Source organism: Synechocystis sp. PCC 6714 (assembly GCF_000478825.2).
Lineage (GTDB): Bacteria > Cyanobacteriota > Cyanobacteriia > Cyanobacteriales > Microcystaceae > Synechocystis.
Genome location: NZ_CP007542.1, coordinates 321651 through 338622 on the forward strand (window position 1 = coordinate 321651; position 16972 = coordinate 338622).

Annotated in this window: 16 protein-coding genes; 9 read left to right on the forward strand and 7 right to left on the reverse strand. The window is 46.4% G+C overall.

From position 1 onward, the window contains the following. Positions 1 to 161: 161 nt before the first annotated feature. Positions 162 to 1130: a lysylphosphatidylglycerol synthase domain-containing protein gene (locus D082_RS01475; protein ID WP_028946700.1), complete on the forward strand. Its 969-nt coding sequence runs from the start codon at positions 162 to 164 to the stop codon at positions 1128 to 1130. A gap of 385 nt (positions 1131 to 1515) precedes the next feature. Here D082_RS01475 and D082_RS01480 read toward each other — a convergent pair whose 3' ends face one another. The 4 genes from D082_RS01480 to pdxA form a co-directional block, all read right to left on the reverse strand. Further along, complete coding sequence (locus D082_RS01480) at positions 1516 to 1917, reverse strand: ferredoxin (RefSeq protein ID WP_081857594.1); 402 nt, start codon at positions 1915 to 1917, stop codon at positions 1516 to 1518. Beyond that, the gene (locus D082_RS01485) at positions 1917 to 2303 is read right to left on the reverse strand and encodes a DUF1257 domain-containing protein (protein ID WP_010873984.1); all 387 of its coding nucleotides are present in this window, start codon (positions 2301 to 2303) and stop codon (positions 1917 to 1919) included. Before D082_RS01485 ends, D082_RS01480 begins: the two co-directional genes overlap by 1 nt. An 80-nt stretch (positions 2304 to 2383) precedes the next feature. After that, on the reverse strand, positions 2384 to 2611 hold the full coding sequence (locus tag D082_RS01490) for a DUF2997 domain-containing protein (RefSeq protein WP_028946698.1): 228 nt from the start codon (positions 2609 to 2611) through the stop codon (positions 2384 to 2386). Positions 2612 to 2897: 286 nt separating this feature from the next. Then, positions 2898 to 3983, reverse strand: a complete 1086-nt coding sequence (gene pdxA / locus D082_RS01495) for a 4-hydroxythreonine-4-phosphate dehydrogenase PdxA (protein WP_051738631.1) — start codon at positions 3981 to 3983, stop codon at positions 2898 to 2900. 101 nt (positions 3984 to 4084) lie between these two features. Between pdxA and D082_RS01500 the strand changes: the two genes are divergently transcribed. From D082_RS01500 to D082_RS01520, 5 genes are all read left to right on the forward strand, one after another. Beyond that, positions 4085 to 4195 (forward strand): PetM family cytochrome b6-f complex subunit 7, encoded by a 111-nt coding sequence (locus D082_RS01500; RefSeq protein ID WP_010873987.1) that lies wholly within the window; start codon positions 4085 to 4087, stop codon positions 4193 to 4195. 82 nt (positions 4196 to 4277) lie between these two features. Beyond that, positions 4278 to 5450 (forward strand): tRNA guanosine(34) transglycosylase Tgt, encoded by a 1173-nt coding sequence (gene tgt / locus D082_RS01505; RefSeq protein WP_081857595.1) that lies wholly within the window; start codon positions 4278 to 4280, stop codon positions 5448 to 5450. A gap of 440 nt (positions 5451 to 5890) precedes the next feature. Beyond that, positions 5891 to 6145, forward strand: a complete 255-nt coding sequence (locus D082_RS01510) for a hypothetical protein (protein WP_038531201.1) — start codon at positions 5891 to 5893, stop codon at positions 6143 to 6145. Positions 6146 to 6337: 192 nt separating this feature from the next. Beyond that, complete coding sequence (locus D082_RS01515) at positions 6338 to 8230, forward strand: ABC transporter ATP-binding protein (protein WP_028946697.1); 1893 nt, start codon at positions 6338 to 6340, stop codon at positions 8228 to 8230. Positions 8231 to 8310: 80 nt separating this feature from the next. Next, positions 8311 to 8907, forward strand: a complete 597-nt coding sequence (locus D082_RS01520; RefSeq protein WP_081857684.1) for a PAP/fibrillin family protein — start codon at positions 8311 to 8313, stop codon at positions 8905 to 8907. A 133-nt stretch (positions 8908 to 9040) separates the two neighbouring features. Here D082_RS01520 and D082_RS01525 read toward each other — a convergent pair whose 3' ends face one another. Then, positions 9041 to 11290: a PBP1A family penicillin-binding protein gene (locus D082_RS01525; RefSeq protein ID WP_028946695.1), complete on the reverse strand. Its 2250-nt coding sequence runs from the start codon at positions 11288 to 11290 to the stop codon at positions 9041 to 9043. Between the two features lie 68 nt (positions 11291 to 11358). Between D082_RS01525 and D082_RS01530 the strand changes: the two genes are divergently transcribed. The 3 genes from D082_RS01530 (at position 11359) to D082_RS01540 (ending at position 14582) form a co-directional block, all read left to right on the forward strand. Beyond that, the gene (locus tag D082_RS01530) at positions 11359 to 12063 is read left to right on the forward strand and encodes a hypothetical protein (RefSeq protein ID WP_238546787.1); all 705 of its coding nucleotides are present in this window, start codon (positions 11359 to 11361) and stop codon (positions 12061 to 12063) included. Positions 12064 to 12163: 100 nt separating this feature from the next. Continuing rightward, the gene (locus D082_RS01535; protein ID WP_028946693.1) at positions 12164 to 13105 is read left to right on the forward strand and encodes a hypothetical protein; all 942 of its coding nucleotides are present in this window, start codon (positions 12164 to 12166) and stop codon (positions 13103 to 13105) included. A gap of 100 nt (positions 13106 to 13205) precedes the next feature. Beyond that, complete coding sequence (locus D082_RS01540; RefSeq protein WP_028946692.1) at positions 13206 to 14582, forward strand: OB-fold nucleic acid binding domain-containing protein; 1377 nt, start codon at positions 13206 to 13208, stop codon at positions 14580 to 14582. A 481-nt stretch (positions 14583 to 15063) separates the two neighbouring features. Here the strand turns inward: D082_RS01540 and D082_RS01545 are convergent, their stop codons facing one another. Beyond that, positions 15064 to 15807, reverse strand: coding sequence for a hypothetical protein (locus D082_RS01545; protein ID WP_028946691.1), 744 nt, complete (start codon positions 15805 to 15807; stop codon positions 15064 to 15066). Positions 15808 to 15812: 5 nt separating this feature from the next. After that, a complete protein-coding gene (locus D082_RS01550) occupies positions 15813 to 16970 on the reverse strand; it encodes an AAA family ATPase (protein ID WP_028946690.1) in 1158 nt (385 codons plus the stop codon). Between the last annotated feature and the right edge of the window lie 2 nt (positions 16971 to 16972).

Here is a 16972-nt window from a genome sequence, read left to right on the forward strand (position 1 = left end):
TCTAGTCCCTGCGAGTGTGTTTGAAAAAAACCTGCCCCCCAAGTTTGGGGGAAATTGGGTCAAAGTTCCCCAGTATTGGGAGATTTAGGAGGCAAAATCAGATTTTACGAACAGATTCTAAGCCAGCTTGGAAGAATATTCCGATTTTATGAGGTGAGGCCATGACCGCCTGGCAAAAGGTACAAAAAATTGCCCCGGCGGCGATCGGGGCTTGCCTATTCGTGCTGTCCATTGGCGCTATCCATTCAGAACTGCATCACTACGGTTGGCAAAATGTGCTGACCAGTTTCCAAAGCATCGTCAAAACTCGTTTGGCCGGAGCCTTTGCGCTCATGCTGATCAATTACATAATTTTGACTGGCTATGACACCCTGGCCATGTTTTATCTGGGCCAATCCCTACCCCTAGCTAAAACTAGCTTTGTGGGCTTTGTCAGTTATGCCATCAGTAACAGCGTCGGCTTAGCTTTGCTCAGTGGCAGTGCCATCCGTTACCGCCTCTATCAATCCTGGCAGGTGCCGCCCCCGATCATTGCCCAGGCGATCGCCTTTTGTAACCTCAGTTTTTGGGTGGGTTTATTAACGGTGGGGGGCATAACTTTTGTGGTGGATCCTCTGCAATTGCCTGCCTTTCTTCATTTACCTTTTCTTTCCGTTCATCCCATTGGCTTTATTTTCCTGTCTATTATTGGCGTTTATCTGCTGGTGACGGGCAATTTAATTAAGCCATTTAAAATTGGCCAATGGCAAACCCCAAAAATTCCCTTTGCTGTATCTTTAGCCCAAATTGGTTTGACAGCGGTGGATTGGATTCTCGCTTCGGGCATTTTATATGTCTTGTTACCGGGGCACCATCACCTTAGTTTTCCTGGCTTTTTTGGTATTTATCTCCTAGCTCAGGTGGCGGGCATTATCAGTAATGTCCCAGGGGGATTGGGGGTATTTGAGACAGTGGTGTTATTCCTATTGACTCCCAAATATTCCTCCGTGGAGGTGTTGGGGGCATTGTTAGCTTACCGAGTAATTTACTTTTGGATTCCCCTCGGTGCTGCCAGCCTTAGCTTGGCAGGGTTTGAACTTTTAGAACATCGACGGGAAAGAAGACAAAAATCCAGTTCCGGATCTGAGTAAGTGATTTAGTCAACCTTATCTATCCATGGGATTTTAGACGTTACGTGAACTACTCCTCCGTGCTAAAGCGAGGAAGGAGCTCCCTACCCAAAGAACTGCCCTCTATTCCGAAAACCAGCAAGTCTTACATTCTGGCGATAGGCGGAAAACCCTCGTTCCGAAGGCCAGAAGGCCACAAGTTTTTTCTTGCAACACTCCCGTTTGGCTTGGTTTTCGCTTAGGGAGACGTGCTCAAGACTGTTCTATCCCAGCAGAAGTCAGACTCGCTTTTATCCCCTCCCTGCTCATCGCCGTAAGCCTGAGTGCGAGAAAGGGAAATTCCCGCCCGTATCAGTTAAATTGGTTTGACCTTTGTATTCGTGTATTCGTTGATCACATCGGCAAATCACATATGGGGGTTGATTTGCGGGTAACCGAGGGGACGAATTTGTTGGTGCTTTCTTTTTTCTTCCAACTGTTTCAGCTCGTCGTAGGGCACCCAATGGATACAGTCCACCGGACAGGTATCGATCGCCTCTTGGATGACCGCCTCATCGTCGCCATTTTGGCTAAAGGCCCGGGAGCGGCCATGTTCCTGCTCAATGGTGAAAGTATTGGGAGCTACGTGGGCACAGTTTTTGCAACCAATGCAGGTCACCTCGTCCACATAGACTCCCCTCTCCCGCAACTCTCCGCCCAATTCCGGCTCCAAACCAGAACGGTCATCGAAGTTACGCCAATCTCCTCCCAACTCCGGCTCTAGTCCAGAACGGCGATCGGGAAGAAAATTTAGATCAGCCATCACCATCAGGCACTCCAGCGTTGCACCACCAACCGCACTGATCCGTCTTCATTTTTTTGTTGTTCCGTCACCGCAAAACCTTGTTTGGCAGACTCATTGAGTACGGTTTCCAGGGCGTAACCCTGGGTGATTTTTTGTAGAAATCCTTCCACCGAAAGGGGTTGTTGCCAGTACTGTAAATCCGTTACCAGCTCATACTCCTGACCATTCCAGCTAAAACCCAGGTCGTAATCATTGCTCTGTTCAATAACCACTGCGGCTTTGGCAGTCAAACCCTGGTAACCCCGCACGGTGGCCGGCCCCTCCTTCCAGTCCAAACCCAAATTGGTGAGGGTGGTTTTCAACACATCAAGGTTACGAATCTTGGTTTTGATATTGCTAAAGTGAGACATAGGAAGCGATAAAAAAATTGGAAGAATGAATTAGACAGGTTCTTAAAACTTTTAAACAAGGATTCTCGTACAGAGGAAATTTAGGTTCCCCCAGACCAACGGGAAAAGCTCTGGGACTGCTGGACCGATTGCTCCACCGGATTAGTTTGGGTAAAAAATTCCGCGGTGGCCTGTTGGGTCAACACAACCCCCAGTTCCGCTTCGATCGCCGCTGTCACTTCCTGACAAGAGCGGCCCACAATGCCGGTTACCGTTTCTTTTACCCGGCCGTCGGGATAGATGACGAATTCCAGAGTTTCTAGATTCACGGTTAATCCTCAATGGGGGATCAAGGTTAAAAGTCACCACCTGGGTGACGGTCAAAGTTTTCCGGTCACTAATCCAGGGCCACGGAGCCGGACAAACAAAGAGCTATTCTAGTTTTGGCCCAACTAGCCAGGAAACTGGCATAAATTGTAGCAAAAATTAACATTTGCTGGGGCCGTAAACTCCTATGGACACCATAGGGAAACAGTTAGTTTCAAAGGAACTTTGCCTGTTCCTGGTGCCAAAAGAAAATTAGATTGATAGGAAATTTGACCCGGTTTGCCGCAGTCATCGAATTTGATTAATTTCCGAGGAAGAAGCTCTGTTTCCTGCCAATGGGCGACATCTTTGCTCCACTAACTCAACGGCTAGTTTAATAGCGGCAATGAGACTATCTGCCCTGGCAATGCCTTGCCCAGCAATGTCAAAAGCAGTGCCGTGGTCAGGGGAAGTGCGGACAAAGGGCAAACCGATGGTGGTGTTAATGGCTTGATCAAAAGCCAGCAGTTTGACGGGAATTAAGCCTTGGTCATGGTACAAAGCCAGGTAAGCATGGGGGACTTTAGCTTGACCATCGGTTAACCAAGCCCTGCCCGGGCCGACCCACATGGTATCCGGGGGAATGGGGCCAACTAGTTCGGCCTGGGGATATTTTTGCCGAGCCTGCTCCAACCAAGGAATTAACCATTCCTGCTCTTCGTTGCCTAATTTTCCTTCTTCGCCACTGTGGGGATTCAAGCCGGCGATCGCCACGGAGGGTTCGTCAATGCCAAAATCCTGAGCTAGACAACTGAGCAATAAATCTAGTTTGTTGTCCATTAACTCTGGGGTTAATGCTTGGGGGACATCTTTCAAAGGAATATGGGTCGTGGCTAGCAACGTGCGTAAAGTCCAACCAGTAAAGGGCGATCGCCCTACAAACATCATGGCAAAGCGTTCCACCCCAGCCCGATGGGCCAAAACTTCCGTTTGCCCTGGATAATTATGGCCAGCGGCCTGCCAAGCAGATTTGGCGATCGGGGCAGTGACAATGGCATCAAATTCCCCCGCCAAAGTTCTGGTAATAGCTTCATCTAAATAAGCAAAACTAATGGCGCCACTAACGGCATCTCCCCGACCAACGTTTATTTTTCCCACATTGGACAGATCCACTTCTAGCAAATTAATTTTTTCCGGATCTGCTAGGTTTAAGCCCGAATTTTGGCCCAACAGTTGCTCGTAGGTTTGGGCCAACGGCGATCGGGAACCAATTACCGTTAACTGACAAATTTTCGCCAACCCGTCTCCAGCCAAAGCTTTGAGTACCACTTCGGGGCCAATTCCCGCTGGATCTCCCAGGGTCAAAATTAAACGGGGTAAACTCATACAATCCATACTCAATCGGGTTTAACGGTAGATTCCTATGGGATAATGAACCACCGACAACAAAGACTTTTTCATCTCCTATTATTCATCCCCCCATTGAGGAATTAACTATGACCGCTGAAAGCATGTTGGCCAATGGCGCTTTTATCATGATTGGCTTGACCTTGTTAGGATTAGCCTGGGGCTTCGTGATCATCAAGCTCCAAGGTAGCGAAGAATAGAAATCCGTCGGCCAAGGCGGTTTAATCCCTCCTGGTTCGGGAAAAATTGTTGAAGTTATGCCAGGGTGATTGACTGCCCATTGTGCCATTGCCTAGTGTGAATTTTACTTATCAGTGCCAAGCCCGGTGTTCCCATAGCCAAGTCCGGGCTGGAATTTTTCAGACTCCCCATGGGCCGGTGGAAACTCCCCGTTTTATGCCCGTGGGCACCCTTGCTACGGTTAAAGGCATTACCCCCGCCCAGCTGGCTGACACCCAAGCCCAAATGGTGCTGGCCAACACCTACCATTTGCATTTGCAACCGGGGGAAAAGATCATTGCGGCCGCTGGGGGAGTACACAAATTTATGGGCTGGCCAGGCCCCATGTTGACGGATTCCGGTGGATTCCAGGTTTTTAGTCTCAGTCAATTACGCACCATTGATGAAAGGGGAGTGACATTTCGATCGCCGAGGGATGGCCGCTTGATTGACATGACCCCGGAGAATTCCATCCGCATCCAGAATGCTTTGGGAGCAGACGTAATCATGGCGTTTGATGAATGCCCCCCTGGCCAGGGCGATCGCCCCATGGTGGAACGGGCCACAGCCCGCACCTACCGCTGGCTAGAAAGGTGTATTGAAGCCCATCAAAGACCCCAGGATCAAGCCCTGTTTGCCATTGTCCAGGGAGGGACCTTTTTAGATTTGCGTTCCCAAGCAGTGGAAAAATTACTTGCTTTGGATTTACCGGGTTACGCCATTGGCGGAGTGAGCGTTGGGGAAGCACCAGCACTGATTGATAAAGTAGTGCAACACACTGCCCCATTATTACCAGCGCATAAACCTCGCTATCTGATGGGTGTGGGCACCTACCGGGAAATGGCCAGGGCAATTTTTGCTGGCATTGATTTATTCGATTGTGTTATTCCCACCCGTTTTGGTCGCCATGGGACAGCCCTAGTACAGGGAGAACGATGGAATTTAAAAAACGCCACTTTCCGCGAAGATCATCGCCCCTTGGATGAAAACTGCCCTTGCTACACTTGTCAAACTTTTTCCCGCGCTTACCTAAACCATTTGATACGCTCCAGGGAAATGTTGGGCTACATTCTGCTTTCTTTGCACAATATTACGGAATTAATCCGCTTCACCCAAAGCATCCGCCAAGCAATTTTAAATGATACGTTCACCCAAGATTTTGCCCATTGGCTAACTCCACCAGGGCAACTTGAGGAAAAATCTGGACAATTACCGATCTTTTGTGGAGACCCATAGAAAGCCATGATTCTATGGTTAAAAAAACAATATCAAAGCAAAAGGGTTGAATTTATTGTTGAAAGATAATCAATTTACCTGCAACTTATTGTTATTTCTTGTTCCATCAAGGTAGGGATTTTTTTGTCTTTTACCAAGCCTCGGGCTTGAAATTTGCCGCCGCTCAACTCCGTTAGAGGGTCTTGTTACCCCTGCACACATGTTTGCAAGCATTGGTCAGCGTTAACATTGCCTCCATTCTCCATTGCTGTAACTGTTCTGGAGCTACCCTGGCGATCGCCATCTAAATTTCCTTGAATTTCCTTGGTCTACCCAAACTGGGGGCAACCCCGTCTCAAAACTTAATATCAAGGAAGAAAATATCCTTTAGAATTTTGGCCAACTGCCGCTTTGACCGCCGGTCAAGGTTTCCCCGTACACAACAGAGGATTCTTCAAATTATGGAAAGAGACTTACCCAAATATCGCATGGTCTGTACCCTATCCTTTGGGGATATTTATGGCCAAATTATTGTCTGGCTGATCGTCATTTTCCTCTCCTTGGCTTCGGCCCTAGCCCTAGCTAGCAGTACCAGGCCGGTTTATGCCCTAGCCACAGTGGGTTTGGTGCTGGTGCTTTCGTTGCCGTTTTTGCTGTTCAGCTTTGTCACCACCCTATTTAACCATTTGGATTTTGTTCCGGTGGAGTCGGATTGAAGATCAATTGGTGCCCATGGAATGGGGAAATTAGTCGCGGCCGTGGCTTTTGCGGTTCTGTTTGCTAGAGTTTGAGTGGCAAATCTTGGGACACATTTCATTTGCTCGGTTTGCTCTGCCGATGCTCCCTAGTGATTTGCAAAAACCCTGTCAACATCTGCTATTAGCGACTTTTCCCCTCCCCAGAGATCTATGAATGACCCGATTTTGGCTGTGCGTCAACTGGAAATTGCTTTCCCCGATGCCGACACCAAGGAAAAACTATTGGCGGTCAAAGGCATTGATTTTGTTTTGCAAAGGGGGGAAATTCTCGGCATTGTGGGGGAATCGGGCTCCGGCAAATCCGTCACTTCCTTGGGCATCATAGGTTTGGTGCCGAAACCGGGTTGGGTGGAATCCAGCAGTGAAATTGATTTTTTTGCCCAGGCCCAAGGTTCTCCTGTCAATCTAGTTGCTTTACCGGAGGGGGAAAAGCGTCAGTACCGGGGCGGCAAAATTGCCATGATTTTCCAGGAGCCGATGAGTTCCCTCAATCCGGTCTATACCATTGGCTTTCAAATTATCGAGGCCATTCGACTACACCAAAATGTCACCCAGGAACAGGCCCAACAACAGGCGATCGCCCTTTTGCAGGAGGTGAGGGTTTTACCCAGGGATGAAGTGCTGGAGGAAGAATTTTTAGCCCAAGAACAGGCTCAGCCGTCGGTGCAGATCAGCCGTTTAGGTTCTGCCCTTGTACCTACCCCCAGGGTTAGCCAAAGTTTAGCCAGCTATATCCAAAAACGGAAAAGGGATTTTCTCAAACGCTATCCCCACGAACTATCCGGCGGCCAACTGCAACGGGTGATGATTGCCATGGCGATTTCCGCTAATCCCCGGCTACTGATTGCCGATGAACCCACCACCGCTTTGGATGTGACAGTACAGGCGGAAATTTTGCGACTTCTGCGGGATTTATGCAAACAGCACCAGGAAATGTCGTTAATTTTCATTTCCCATGATCTGGGGGTAATTAACGAAATCGCCGACCGGGTAGCGGTGATGTACCGGGGGGAAATTGTTGAGCAGGGGCTAAAGGAACAGATTTTGCACAATCCCCAACATCCCTACACCAAGGGTCTATTGGCCTGTCGTCCCCGGCTGGAAATGCAATTGGATCATTTGCCCACTGTGGGGGATTTTCTCAATGTCGATGGCCCTGCTCCCAGTTATCAGGTGATTACTCCAGCCCAGGAAGGCGATCGCCTAGCTCAGTTGCAAACTAAACCACCGTTATTGGAAGTACAAAATTTGACTGTGAGCTATGGCCAGGGGGGCTTTTGGGGTAAAAGATCTGCGTTCACAGCGGTTAACGATGTCTCCTTTACCGTTTACCCAGGGGAAACGTTGGGGCTAGTGGGGGAATCCGGTTGTGGTAAGTCCACCCTAGCCAGGGCTTTACTGCGACTGACTCCGATTGAAAAGGGCAAAATCATATTTGATGGGCGAAATATAGTCTCCCTGCCAGCTAAGTCCCAACAATGGCGAAGGTTACGGCGGGAAATGCAAATTATTTTCCAAAATCCCTACAATTCCCTTAATCCCCGCATGACCATCGGCCGGGCTATCCAAGAACCGCTGATTATTCATCAACCAAAACAACCAGCCAAACAACAACGGGAACGGGTGGCGGAATTGTTGGAACGGGTAGGCATTAGCCCCCAATGGTTTAATCGCTATCCCCACGAATTGTCTGGGGGCCAACGGCAACGGATTTGCATTGCCCGGGCTTTAGCGCTCAATCCCCGTTTTATCATTTGTGACGAGTCCGTTTCTGCGTTGGACGTATCGGTGCAAGCCCAGGTATTAAATCTGCTCAAGGAATTACAACGGGATCTACAACTGACCTATATTTTTATTTCCCATGATTTGAGCGTGGTGCGGTTTATGGGCGATCGCATTATGGTGATGAACCGGGGGCAACTGGCGGAACCGATCAACACGGCCCAGGAAATCATTGAAAATCCCCAGAGTGCCTACACCCAAAAGTTAATTCAATCCATTCCCCGTTTTCCCGAAACCCTCAATTGGTTGCAATCCGCTTAGGTTATTCCCCCGATCGCCGGTCCCGACCAACATGGGATAATTTAGCTAACTAACCAATGGAATTGTCAACTAAGTTATCTGTGGCTAATAGTATGGATGCAAAAACCAACCTCCTAGAGGCGATCGCCGGCAAAAATCGGGGGCTATTGGCATCGGATCGGGACCGGGTGGCCATCCTTTCCGCGGTGGAAAAATTAGAAGACTATAATCCCCATCCCAAACCGCTCCAGGAAAAAAATTTGCTGGATGGCAATTGGCGACTCCTCTACACCAGCAGTCAGAGTATTTTAGGACTGAACCGTTTACCCCTTTTACAATTGGGGCAAATTTATCAATACATAGATGTGACGGAGTCAAAGGTGGTAAATTTGGCGGAAATTGAGGGCATTCCCTTTTTTGAAAGTTTAGTGTCCGTGGTGGCTTCCTTTCTGCCCGTTTCCGATAAACGCATTGAGGTCAAATTCGAGCGTTCCATTCTCGGCCTACAAAAAATCCTCAATTATCAATCCCCTCTGAAATTTATCCAACAAATTTCCATGGGCAAACGCTTTCTGCCAGCGGATTTTAACCTACCCAGTCGGGACAGCGCCGCTTGGTTGGAAATCACCTATTTAGACGAAGATTTACGCATCAGCCGGGGCAATGAAGGCAATGTTTTCATCCTGGCTAAGGTTTAGAACGTGTTTTCAAAGCCCCCCTAGCCCCCCAACTCTGGGGGGAACAGTGTTCAAATTCCCCCAAACTTGCCGGAGGAGATCTAGGGGGCGGATCATGACTTTTTAAGCAAGCTTTTTGATAAACCCAGCCTAACTATAACGAGGCGATCTGGCGCATATATTGACCCCAAAGGCTGGCCGCTAAACCACTACTACCTTGGGTAGGACTACTGTCGTCATTGCCTAGCCAAATGCCAGTGACTAGATTTTTTTGCGGTAAAAAGCCAATAAACCATAAATCCACTGCTTTATCGGTGGTGCCGGTTTTGCCTGCGGTGCCGTAGCCAATGTCCGCAGCTTTGCCTGTGCCATTGCTAACAGCGGCCTGTAACAGTTGGGTCATGGTGGCGGCGATCGCCGGGGAAACCACCTGTTTTTGCCCCCGGCCATCCTGGCTGACTTGATAAATTTCCCGACAGCTTTTTAATTGTTCTGGGTCAGGACAATCCCCCCCATCCCGAATATTAACAATGCCGTGGGGCCGGTTCCAGATGCCCCCATTGGCGATCGCCCCGTAGGCTCCGGTCATTTCCAGTACCCTAGCTTCACTCTGTCCCAAAATCAAACCCGGTTCTTTCACCAGGGAAGAGTTGACGCCAAAATCCTTAGCCAGGGCAATAATTTCGTCTAAGCCCACTGTTTGGGCTACCCGCAGAGCCACCACATTTTCCGATTGGGCAAAACCTTCCGTAAAGGTAATAGCCGGGGCCGCCCCGCTCCGTTCACAGGGCTTGTAGTTTTGACCCTGCCAGGTCAGAGGGCCACACTCAAAAGCCTGATTAGTTCCCACTCCCTTGGCGATCGCCGCTGTGTAGGCAAAAAGCTTAAACGTGGAACCCGGTTGCCTTTGGGCTTGGCTCGCCCGATTAAATTGACTTTCCCGGTAACTTTTGCCCCCCACCATCGCCAAAACAGCCCCAGTGCGACTGTCTAGGGTGACCAATGCCCCCTGGGAAACCGCATATTTTTTTCCCTCCGTGGTGAGGAAATTCTGTAAACTCTTTTCTGCTAGGGCCTGCATTTTTAAGTTAAGGCTAGTTTCTACGACGAAATTACCTTCTTTGGCCACATCTTCCCCAAGCAAATGGTTTAATTCCCCAAAAATGTAGCCATAAAAATAGGGCGCCTGCCGTTGGGAAAGGGTTTGGGTGGCTTTGGGACTGACCTGAATGCGCGATCGCCGAGCCCGGTTGGCTTCCTGTTCGTCAATCATGCCCAGCATCGCCATACGCTCAATGACCCGATTCCGCAACTGCACGGAGGTTTGATAATCCTGCACGGGGTTGTAAAGATTGGGAGCTGGCAACATAGCCACTAGGGTGGCCGCTTCCCCCACATCCAAATCCTGGGCAGACTTGTCGAAATAAAACTGGGCCGCATCTTCAAAGCCGTAATTGCCCGCTCCTAGGTAAACCCGATTTAAATAGGCTTTTAAAATTTCATCTTTGCTGTACACCGCCTCTAACTTGAGGGCCACAAACATTTCCCGTATTTTGCGCCCCGCCGTATTTTCCCGCCCCACTTCGCTGAATAAACTGCGGGCCAACTGTTGGGTCAGGGTGCTGGCCCCCTGTTTCACGTCCCGATCCTGGAGGTTAATATAGATAGCCCGGCCTAAACCGTAGGGATCAACGCCAAAATGCCAATAAAAACGAGTATCTTCCGAAGCAATAACCGCCTGGGGCAAATAAGGGGAAAAATCACTTAAATTATCAAATTCTCGGTGAATTTCCTGTTTAATCGGGTTGATTTCCGTGCTCCCATCCCCCGCATACACTTTGACTGGCCCGGTCACGCCGCTGGGCATCGGTTTGACGGGAATTTTGCTCCACTGCCAGGCGATCGCCCCGGTGATGATGAGAAAAAATAGAATCCCGGTGGAAAAAAAAGTCCGCATTCCCTTTAACCACAATGGCGGCGGGTTTAAGTAAACTAATTTGGGCACATCCACCAATTCCGGTGGCCCCAGGGTAATTTCATCACCATGGTGGAGACGATAGCTTTTCAAGCGACGGCGTTGGAGATAAATGCCATTGCTAGAGCCCTCATCCCGAATGAAAAATTGGTTAGGATGGTCCGGGTCCCGTCGGAGAGAACAATGGGTTTGACTCACCAGGGGATTTTGCAGTTGAATATCGCAACTGGAACTGCGGCCGAGGAAATAACGATCGCCAAGGAGGGGAAATACACGCCGGGACTGGGGATTTTTGCCCGATTCCTGCAAAAGGATTTTAGCCACCCTAGATCCTTTTCTGAGGGCCACCTTTTGGCTGTTGCCGCCCTGGGAAAGGTTAGTTTGACTTTTTTTGGGGGCAGAGGGGGCTTTGCGGGAACGGGTGGCCATGGCAAATTAGGGCAAAAGCAGTCCAATTTTAGATCGATACAGTGGTGAAATCAGAATCAGGTATTTCTATGCAGACGCATTCATTGCCTAAAAAGGTTGCCTCTTGGGTAGCTAGCTTCGGCCTAGCGGGGCTTTCCATTCTAGCCCTAAACCCTTTGGCCAGCCGGGCCGACAGTCCTTTGACTTCCACCGATTTAGCTAGTGCTTATGAAGACATTGCTGTGGTGCAATGGGCTCAGCAGTATCGGCTCATGTCCCCCATCATTGTAGATTTTCTCCTTGGCGATCGCCCCTTGGGGGAAAAGGCGGCGGTGATCAATGCCCTGGGCTGGAATATAGATGGTAGCAACAACGCTGAACAATTTTTGGTGGCCCTGGCCCGGGAGCGACGCAAGCCCGCCACCCACCTAGATTTGGGGGATTTAACCCCAGAAGAATTATTTATGGTCGGTTATCTCCTTGCCCTGGACGATTATCAAAATTTAGGGCCCCTCAGTGCCCAAGGCGGCAATGACCTCTGGCGATCGAACCCGGTGCAACTGTTGTCCAAGGCGGCCTATGCCCTGCCGGACGATTTCACGGTGCAATTTGTCCGTTCCCTGGTGACGGGGCAAGCTTGGTTTAGTGCTTCCTGGTGTGCCCTTTATCTGGAACCAGCCAATGTTTTGGCTAAATTTCCCCCAGGACAACGGAATTTACGCCCCCAAGCGGTGCAAAATGCCATGGAGTATCTCAATCTCTACGAATCCTATTGTTTAGATGGGGATATTTAAATTTGGGCTAAATTAACAGCATTTTTGGCCAGATTTTTCAGACTTTTTAGGCGATCGGGGTAGAATCCAAGCAAGAACTCCCTGTATTTTGCTTTCCCCTATGTCTAACCAACCTTCCCCCGGTGGCCTAATTAAGCTCAGCGTCGGTGATGTGGTTTCCGGCGGCCTCAGGGTTTACCGCGACCATTTCAAGTCCTATCTCTGGCTGGCGGGGCAAGCCTACCTCTGGCTCTTAATTCCCTTTGCCATAACTGGGTTAGTGATGTTAATCATAGCTGGGCTAGCTGCGGTGATGGAACCGATCGCCGTGGGAGGAATAATAGTTTTGGCGATCGCCGTTTTGTTGGTGCCCTGGGGCTATTGCCTGGGTAAATTATTGGCAATCCAGGGAGTGTTGGCCAGGCTAGTGTTCTTTGAAGTGGGGGAACAACCGGAAACCGTCGCGGCGGCAAAAATCCAACTGATGCCAAGATTTTGGCGCTTTCTCTGGGTTAGTCTACTGAGCTCCTTAGTGTTTTTGCTCTTTTTTATCCCGATTCTATTGGGCTATGGCGTTATCGTTGGCCTATTCACCTTTATTTTCATGGGGGATGACCCCGACGTAGTAACCATTTTATTGTCCGTATTGCTGACCATTGTTTGGACTTTGGTTTCCCTTTACGTTTACATTTGGATTTTTGCCCGTTTAGCCTTGGTGGATGTGTGTTTAGCGTTAGAACCAACCCTGAGCCCCATTAATGCCATTGGTCGTAGTTGGTCTTTAACCAAGGGTTACGTATTGAGTTTACAGCTAATTTTCTTCCTAGCCTTTTTGATCACTTTGCCCCTTTCTACGTTTACCAATATTGGTTCCCTCACCACCATTATTCTTGATGTTGAACCGATCTGGGGCTCTGTAATTGATATCCCTTTGGGAATAATTGTTAGTATTGTAATCGTACCTTTTTGGCAAGCTATTAAAGCCATCGTCTATTATGATCTGAGGATCCGTAAAGAAGGATTGAATTTATCCTTAGATTTACCAACCATGGATAGTTTTTAATCATATTTGTTAACATTAATTTAGCAAATTTAATTAGGACTAAAAAATAATTCCCAGGTTTCGATATTTTCGATATTAACGAGTATTAATATAATTTTCTATGGTTAAAGTTGTTCGCCGTCGTTCCCTAGGAATGCACAGGGTATTTGACATTGGTCTCGCCCAAGACCACAACTTTCTACTAGCCAATGGGGCGATCGCCGCCAATTGTTTTAACAAATCCCATTCCACTGCCTACGCCTATGTCACTTACCAAACAGCCTATCTAAAAGCTAACTATCCAGTGGAGTATATGGCGGCCCTGCTCACCGCCAGCAGTGATAGTCAGGAAAAGGTGGAGAAATATCGGGAAAATTGCCAAAAAATGGGCATCACTGTCGAGCCCCCCGACATTAACCGTTCCCAACGCCATTTTACCCCCCTAGGAGAATCGATTTTATTTGGTCTTTCCGCCGTGAGAAATTTGGGCGAAGGGGCGATCGAGCAAATTATTACCGCCCGAGATAATTCTGAAGAAAAACGTTTCAAATCCCTGGCAGATTTTTGCACCCAAGTGGATTTAAGGGTCGTTAACCGTCGGGCGATCGAAACGTTGATTATGGCAGGGGGCTTTGATGGTGTCCAAGCTAATCGCAACCAACTTTTACATGATCTGGAATTGGTCATTGCTTGGGCCCAAAAGCGAGCAAAGGAGAAAGAAACCGGACAACTAAATATTTTTGATAGCCTAGCTGGTGGAGAATCCATTAAAGCGAAAGAAGCCGCAAACAATGGCTTTGAGCAGGAACCCTCTGCTCCTCCAGTGGCGGAATTTTCCCTGCAAGAAAAGCTACAACTAGAAAAAGAACATTTAGGTTTTTACGTCTCAGAACATCCCCTCAAATCGGTGCAACGTTCTGCCCGCTTATTATCTCCCATTAACCTGGTGGATTTAGACCAGTATAAAGTGCGTCAAAAAGTCAGTGCGGTGGCTATTTTGGTAGCAGTAAAAAAGATTATTACCAAAAAAACTGGCCAACCCATGGCTTTTTTAACCCTAGAAGATATGTCGGGCCAATCGGAAGCGGTGGTTTTTCCCTCCAACTATGAGCGTCTGCAGGACATTTTGCTGGAAGGTAGTCAACAAATGATTTGGGGCAAAGTTGATCGTCGGGATGACCAATACCAACTAATTGTGGAAGATTTGGAGCCGGTGGAAGAAGTAAAAATGGTTATGTTAGACCTAATGCCCCAGGACATTATTAATACGAGCACCCAAGCCCAACTGAAGCAAATTTTGCAGAACCATGCGTCCCAAAGGGAGCAAACCAAAATACCGGTAGTAGCGTGCATTAATGAAGGGGCAACCAAACACTTCATCCGTTTTGGGGAAAACTACTGGGTGAATGACCATGGTGCTACGGTGGCATCTCTGCAGAAATTAGGTTTTCGGGCCAGGTTAGAACCATTGTTACCCCAAAATTGTAGCGCCAACTAGATGTGAATTGACAATCGACTAATAAGGTGACTCCGACTTAAAAAAATGGGCATTCTAGAAAAGTCGAAAATCAACATGAATATCCAAATAAGTAAAAAAACAAGACAAAAATTTACAATCAAATAAAAACCAGAGGATGTACAATTCCTCATCATGGCACAGTTGGTAATTTGAGATATAGTCGTTTCTAGTAAGACTGAGGCAGTCGAATTCACCGAAAAGCTTGTCAATAAAGACTTAAGCAGTCTCGAAATTATTTGAAATGACTATATTCTAGTCAGCTATAATTTCTTATCTGATATTTTCAAAGATCGCCTTGGCTTTATTTTGACTGGCGAACTGAGCATTAATAGTATCTAAAAAACTCGGTGGAGTAAACTTTAGGATTAGTGTGACAAGCTCCCCATTTGTGAGACTTTTTATGTACTTTTTTATCTTCTTTGTTAATTCAGGTGTTTTTATGTTAATGCCTGTCGTATTTTCAAGAGTTCCTTAAAAGCTTTAATTTTTCCCATATATCAAATAAATGTTTCAAACTTGATAAATGGTTAGTTGATGAGCATCGCTTTATTAAAGCATCTAAAAATTCTTGACTTTGAATAATTCTTGGCTGCTTTTTACTGTAAGAAAAACCGAACTCTTTCAAGTACTCTTTTAGATATTTTTCATGAAACTTTGCTTGGGTTGAAAAGGAATAGTTCGGAGGAAAATATGGTATTTGCTCTGGATCGTCAATCAAAATGTCATAGTATTTTTGTAATTGAACAAAATCTTGTGAAATATTCTTGCGAGGGTAATAACTTGGAAGACATGCATTACCTAAAGCCCAAGTTTCGATACAGCGATGTTGAACAATGATATAAAACTCTGTTCCTTGAAATTGCTCCATACCAAGCTTGATTTTGAAATTTTCAAGTCTTGAAGTAATGTCATTAAATCGATCTCGATAGGTTTCTTCCTCTGAGTCAACACATACAAAAAAATAATCTATATTATTGAAATTTTTTATATCAAGCAAGCAGGCTTCTAAACGAGACTTTTCTCCACTTAATTTAGGAGTGCTAACCATATTCGGATAACCATTTCCTGGTACAATTCGACATGAATTAGTTGTTATTTCTTCAGGCTTACTTACAAAATTTAAATGAGGAAATAAATGGGACAACCAGGACTTGTAAACTTTTGGTTCTGTTCTTTTTCCTTCAACTAAGAACATAAGATTCATTCAGATTAATCCTCATCTGCAAGAAAATCAATTAATTGAGTGAACTTATCCAAACTTGATGCTGTATCAAGTTCGGGAATATTTCGTGCTTTAGTAGAACGAATTCGGCTGTCAATCCTACTGACAACTTGCCAGGTTTTCCATGGAATATTGTTAATAATATAGGGATGATGACTCGTAAGTATAAATTGCAATTCAGATGACTTGTCCAAGATGAATTCTGTCAAATCAGGCATACAGTTAATACCTAGACTATTTTCAAATTCATCAATAACAATAACTGACTCGTTTGGGGCGGCTAAAATTTCCACCAAAAAGGTAAGTGTGCGATACATACCCGACGACATTAGCTGTTGAGAAATCCAATTATCTACTCCATTTTCTTTTATTTCAAAAAGAAGATAGTATTCATTAATAGACTCTTTGCGGACAGTAATCCTAATATCTTGAATATTAGGGAAAATGCCATAATAATACTCTTTTATCTCCTCAAACACCTCCGGAAAATATTGTTGAAGAAAATATGCTTTTAATACTGGTGGAGTATCAACGGAGCTTTCCTTGAATTTTTTTATGTCGATTAATTTATGAGCTTGTGAATTGGAATTTGATGATAATGTCAGATCGCGAGGATCAAAGCGAATAGTTAAAAGACCCCTTTGTGGAACTTCATTAAAAATAAATCTTTTAAATGCTTCAGCTATAGGAGCAATTGAATCTTCTTCCTCAAGTAAAGTGATTAAACTTTCAGTCCTTTTGAGTTTTGGAAGATCACCGTGACTCCATTTAGACTCATTTTTATCCCTTTGGAGAATTATTGTCTTGTTATTATCGATAATCTCTGTTATTTTTTCATACAAAATCTCTGCTTGTCCTGGTTCAATTGAAAAAGCTTCATTAATAGAATTTGATGTTTTCAACTCCCACATATAATTTTTTCCCAAATGGGAAAAGTTAATCGTCCATTCCACATCATCTAATTTTTGTGTTCTGTCTTTCGCTATTCTGTCTTTTGCCACATCACAAATTAAATCTAATGCGCGAAGTATTCTCGTTTTTCCAACGCCAGAAACCCCAACGAGTAAGTTTAAATCGTCAAAGAAAATTTCATCAATATGCCAGTGTTGCTTCTCACTGCTAAATTTAAAGCTTTTTATTTTCATAT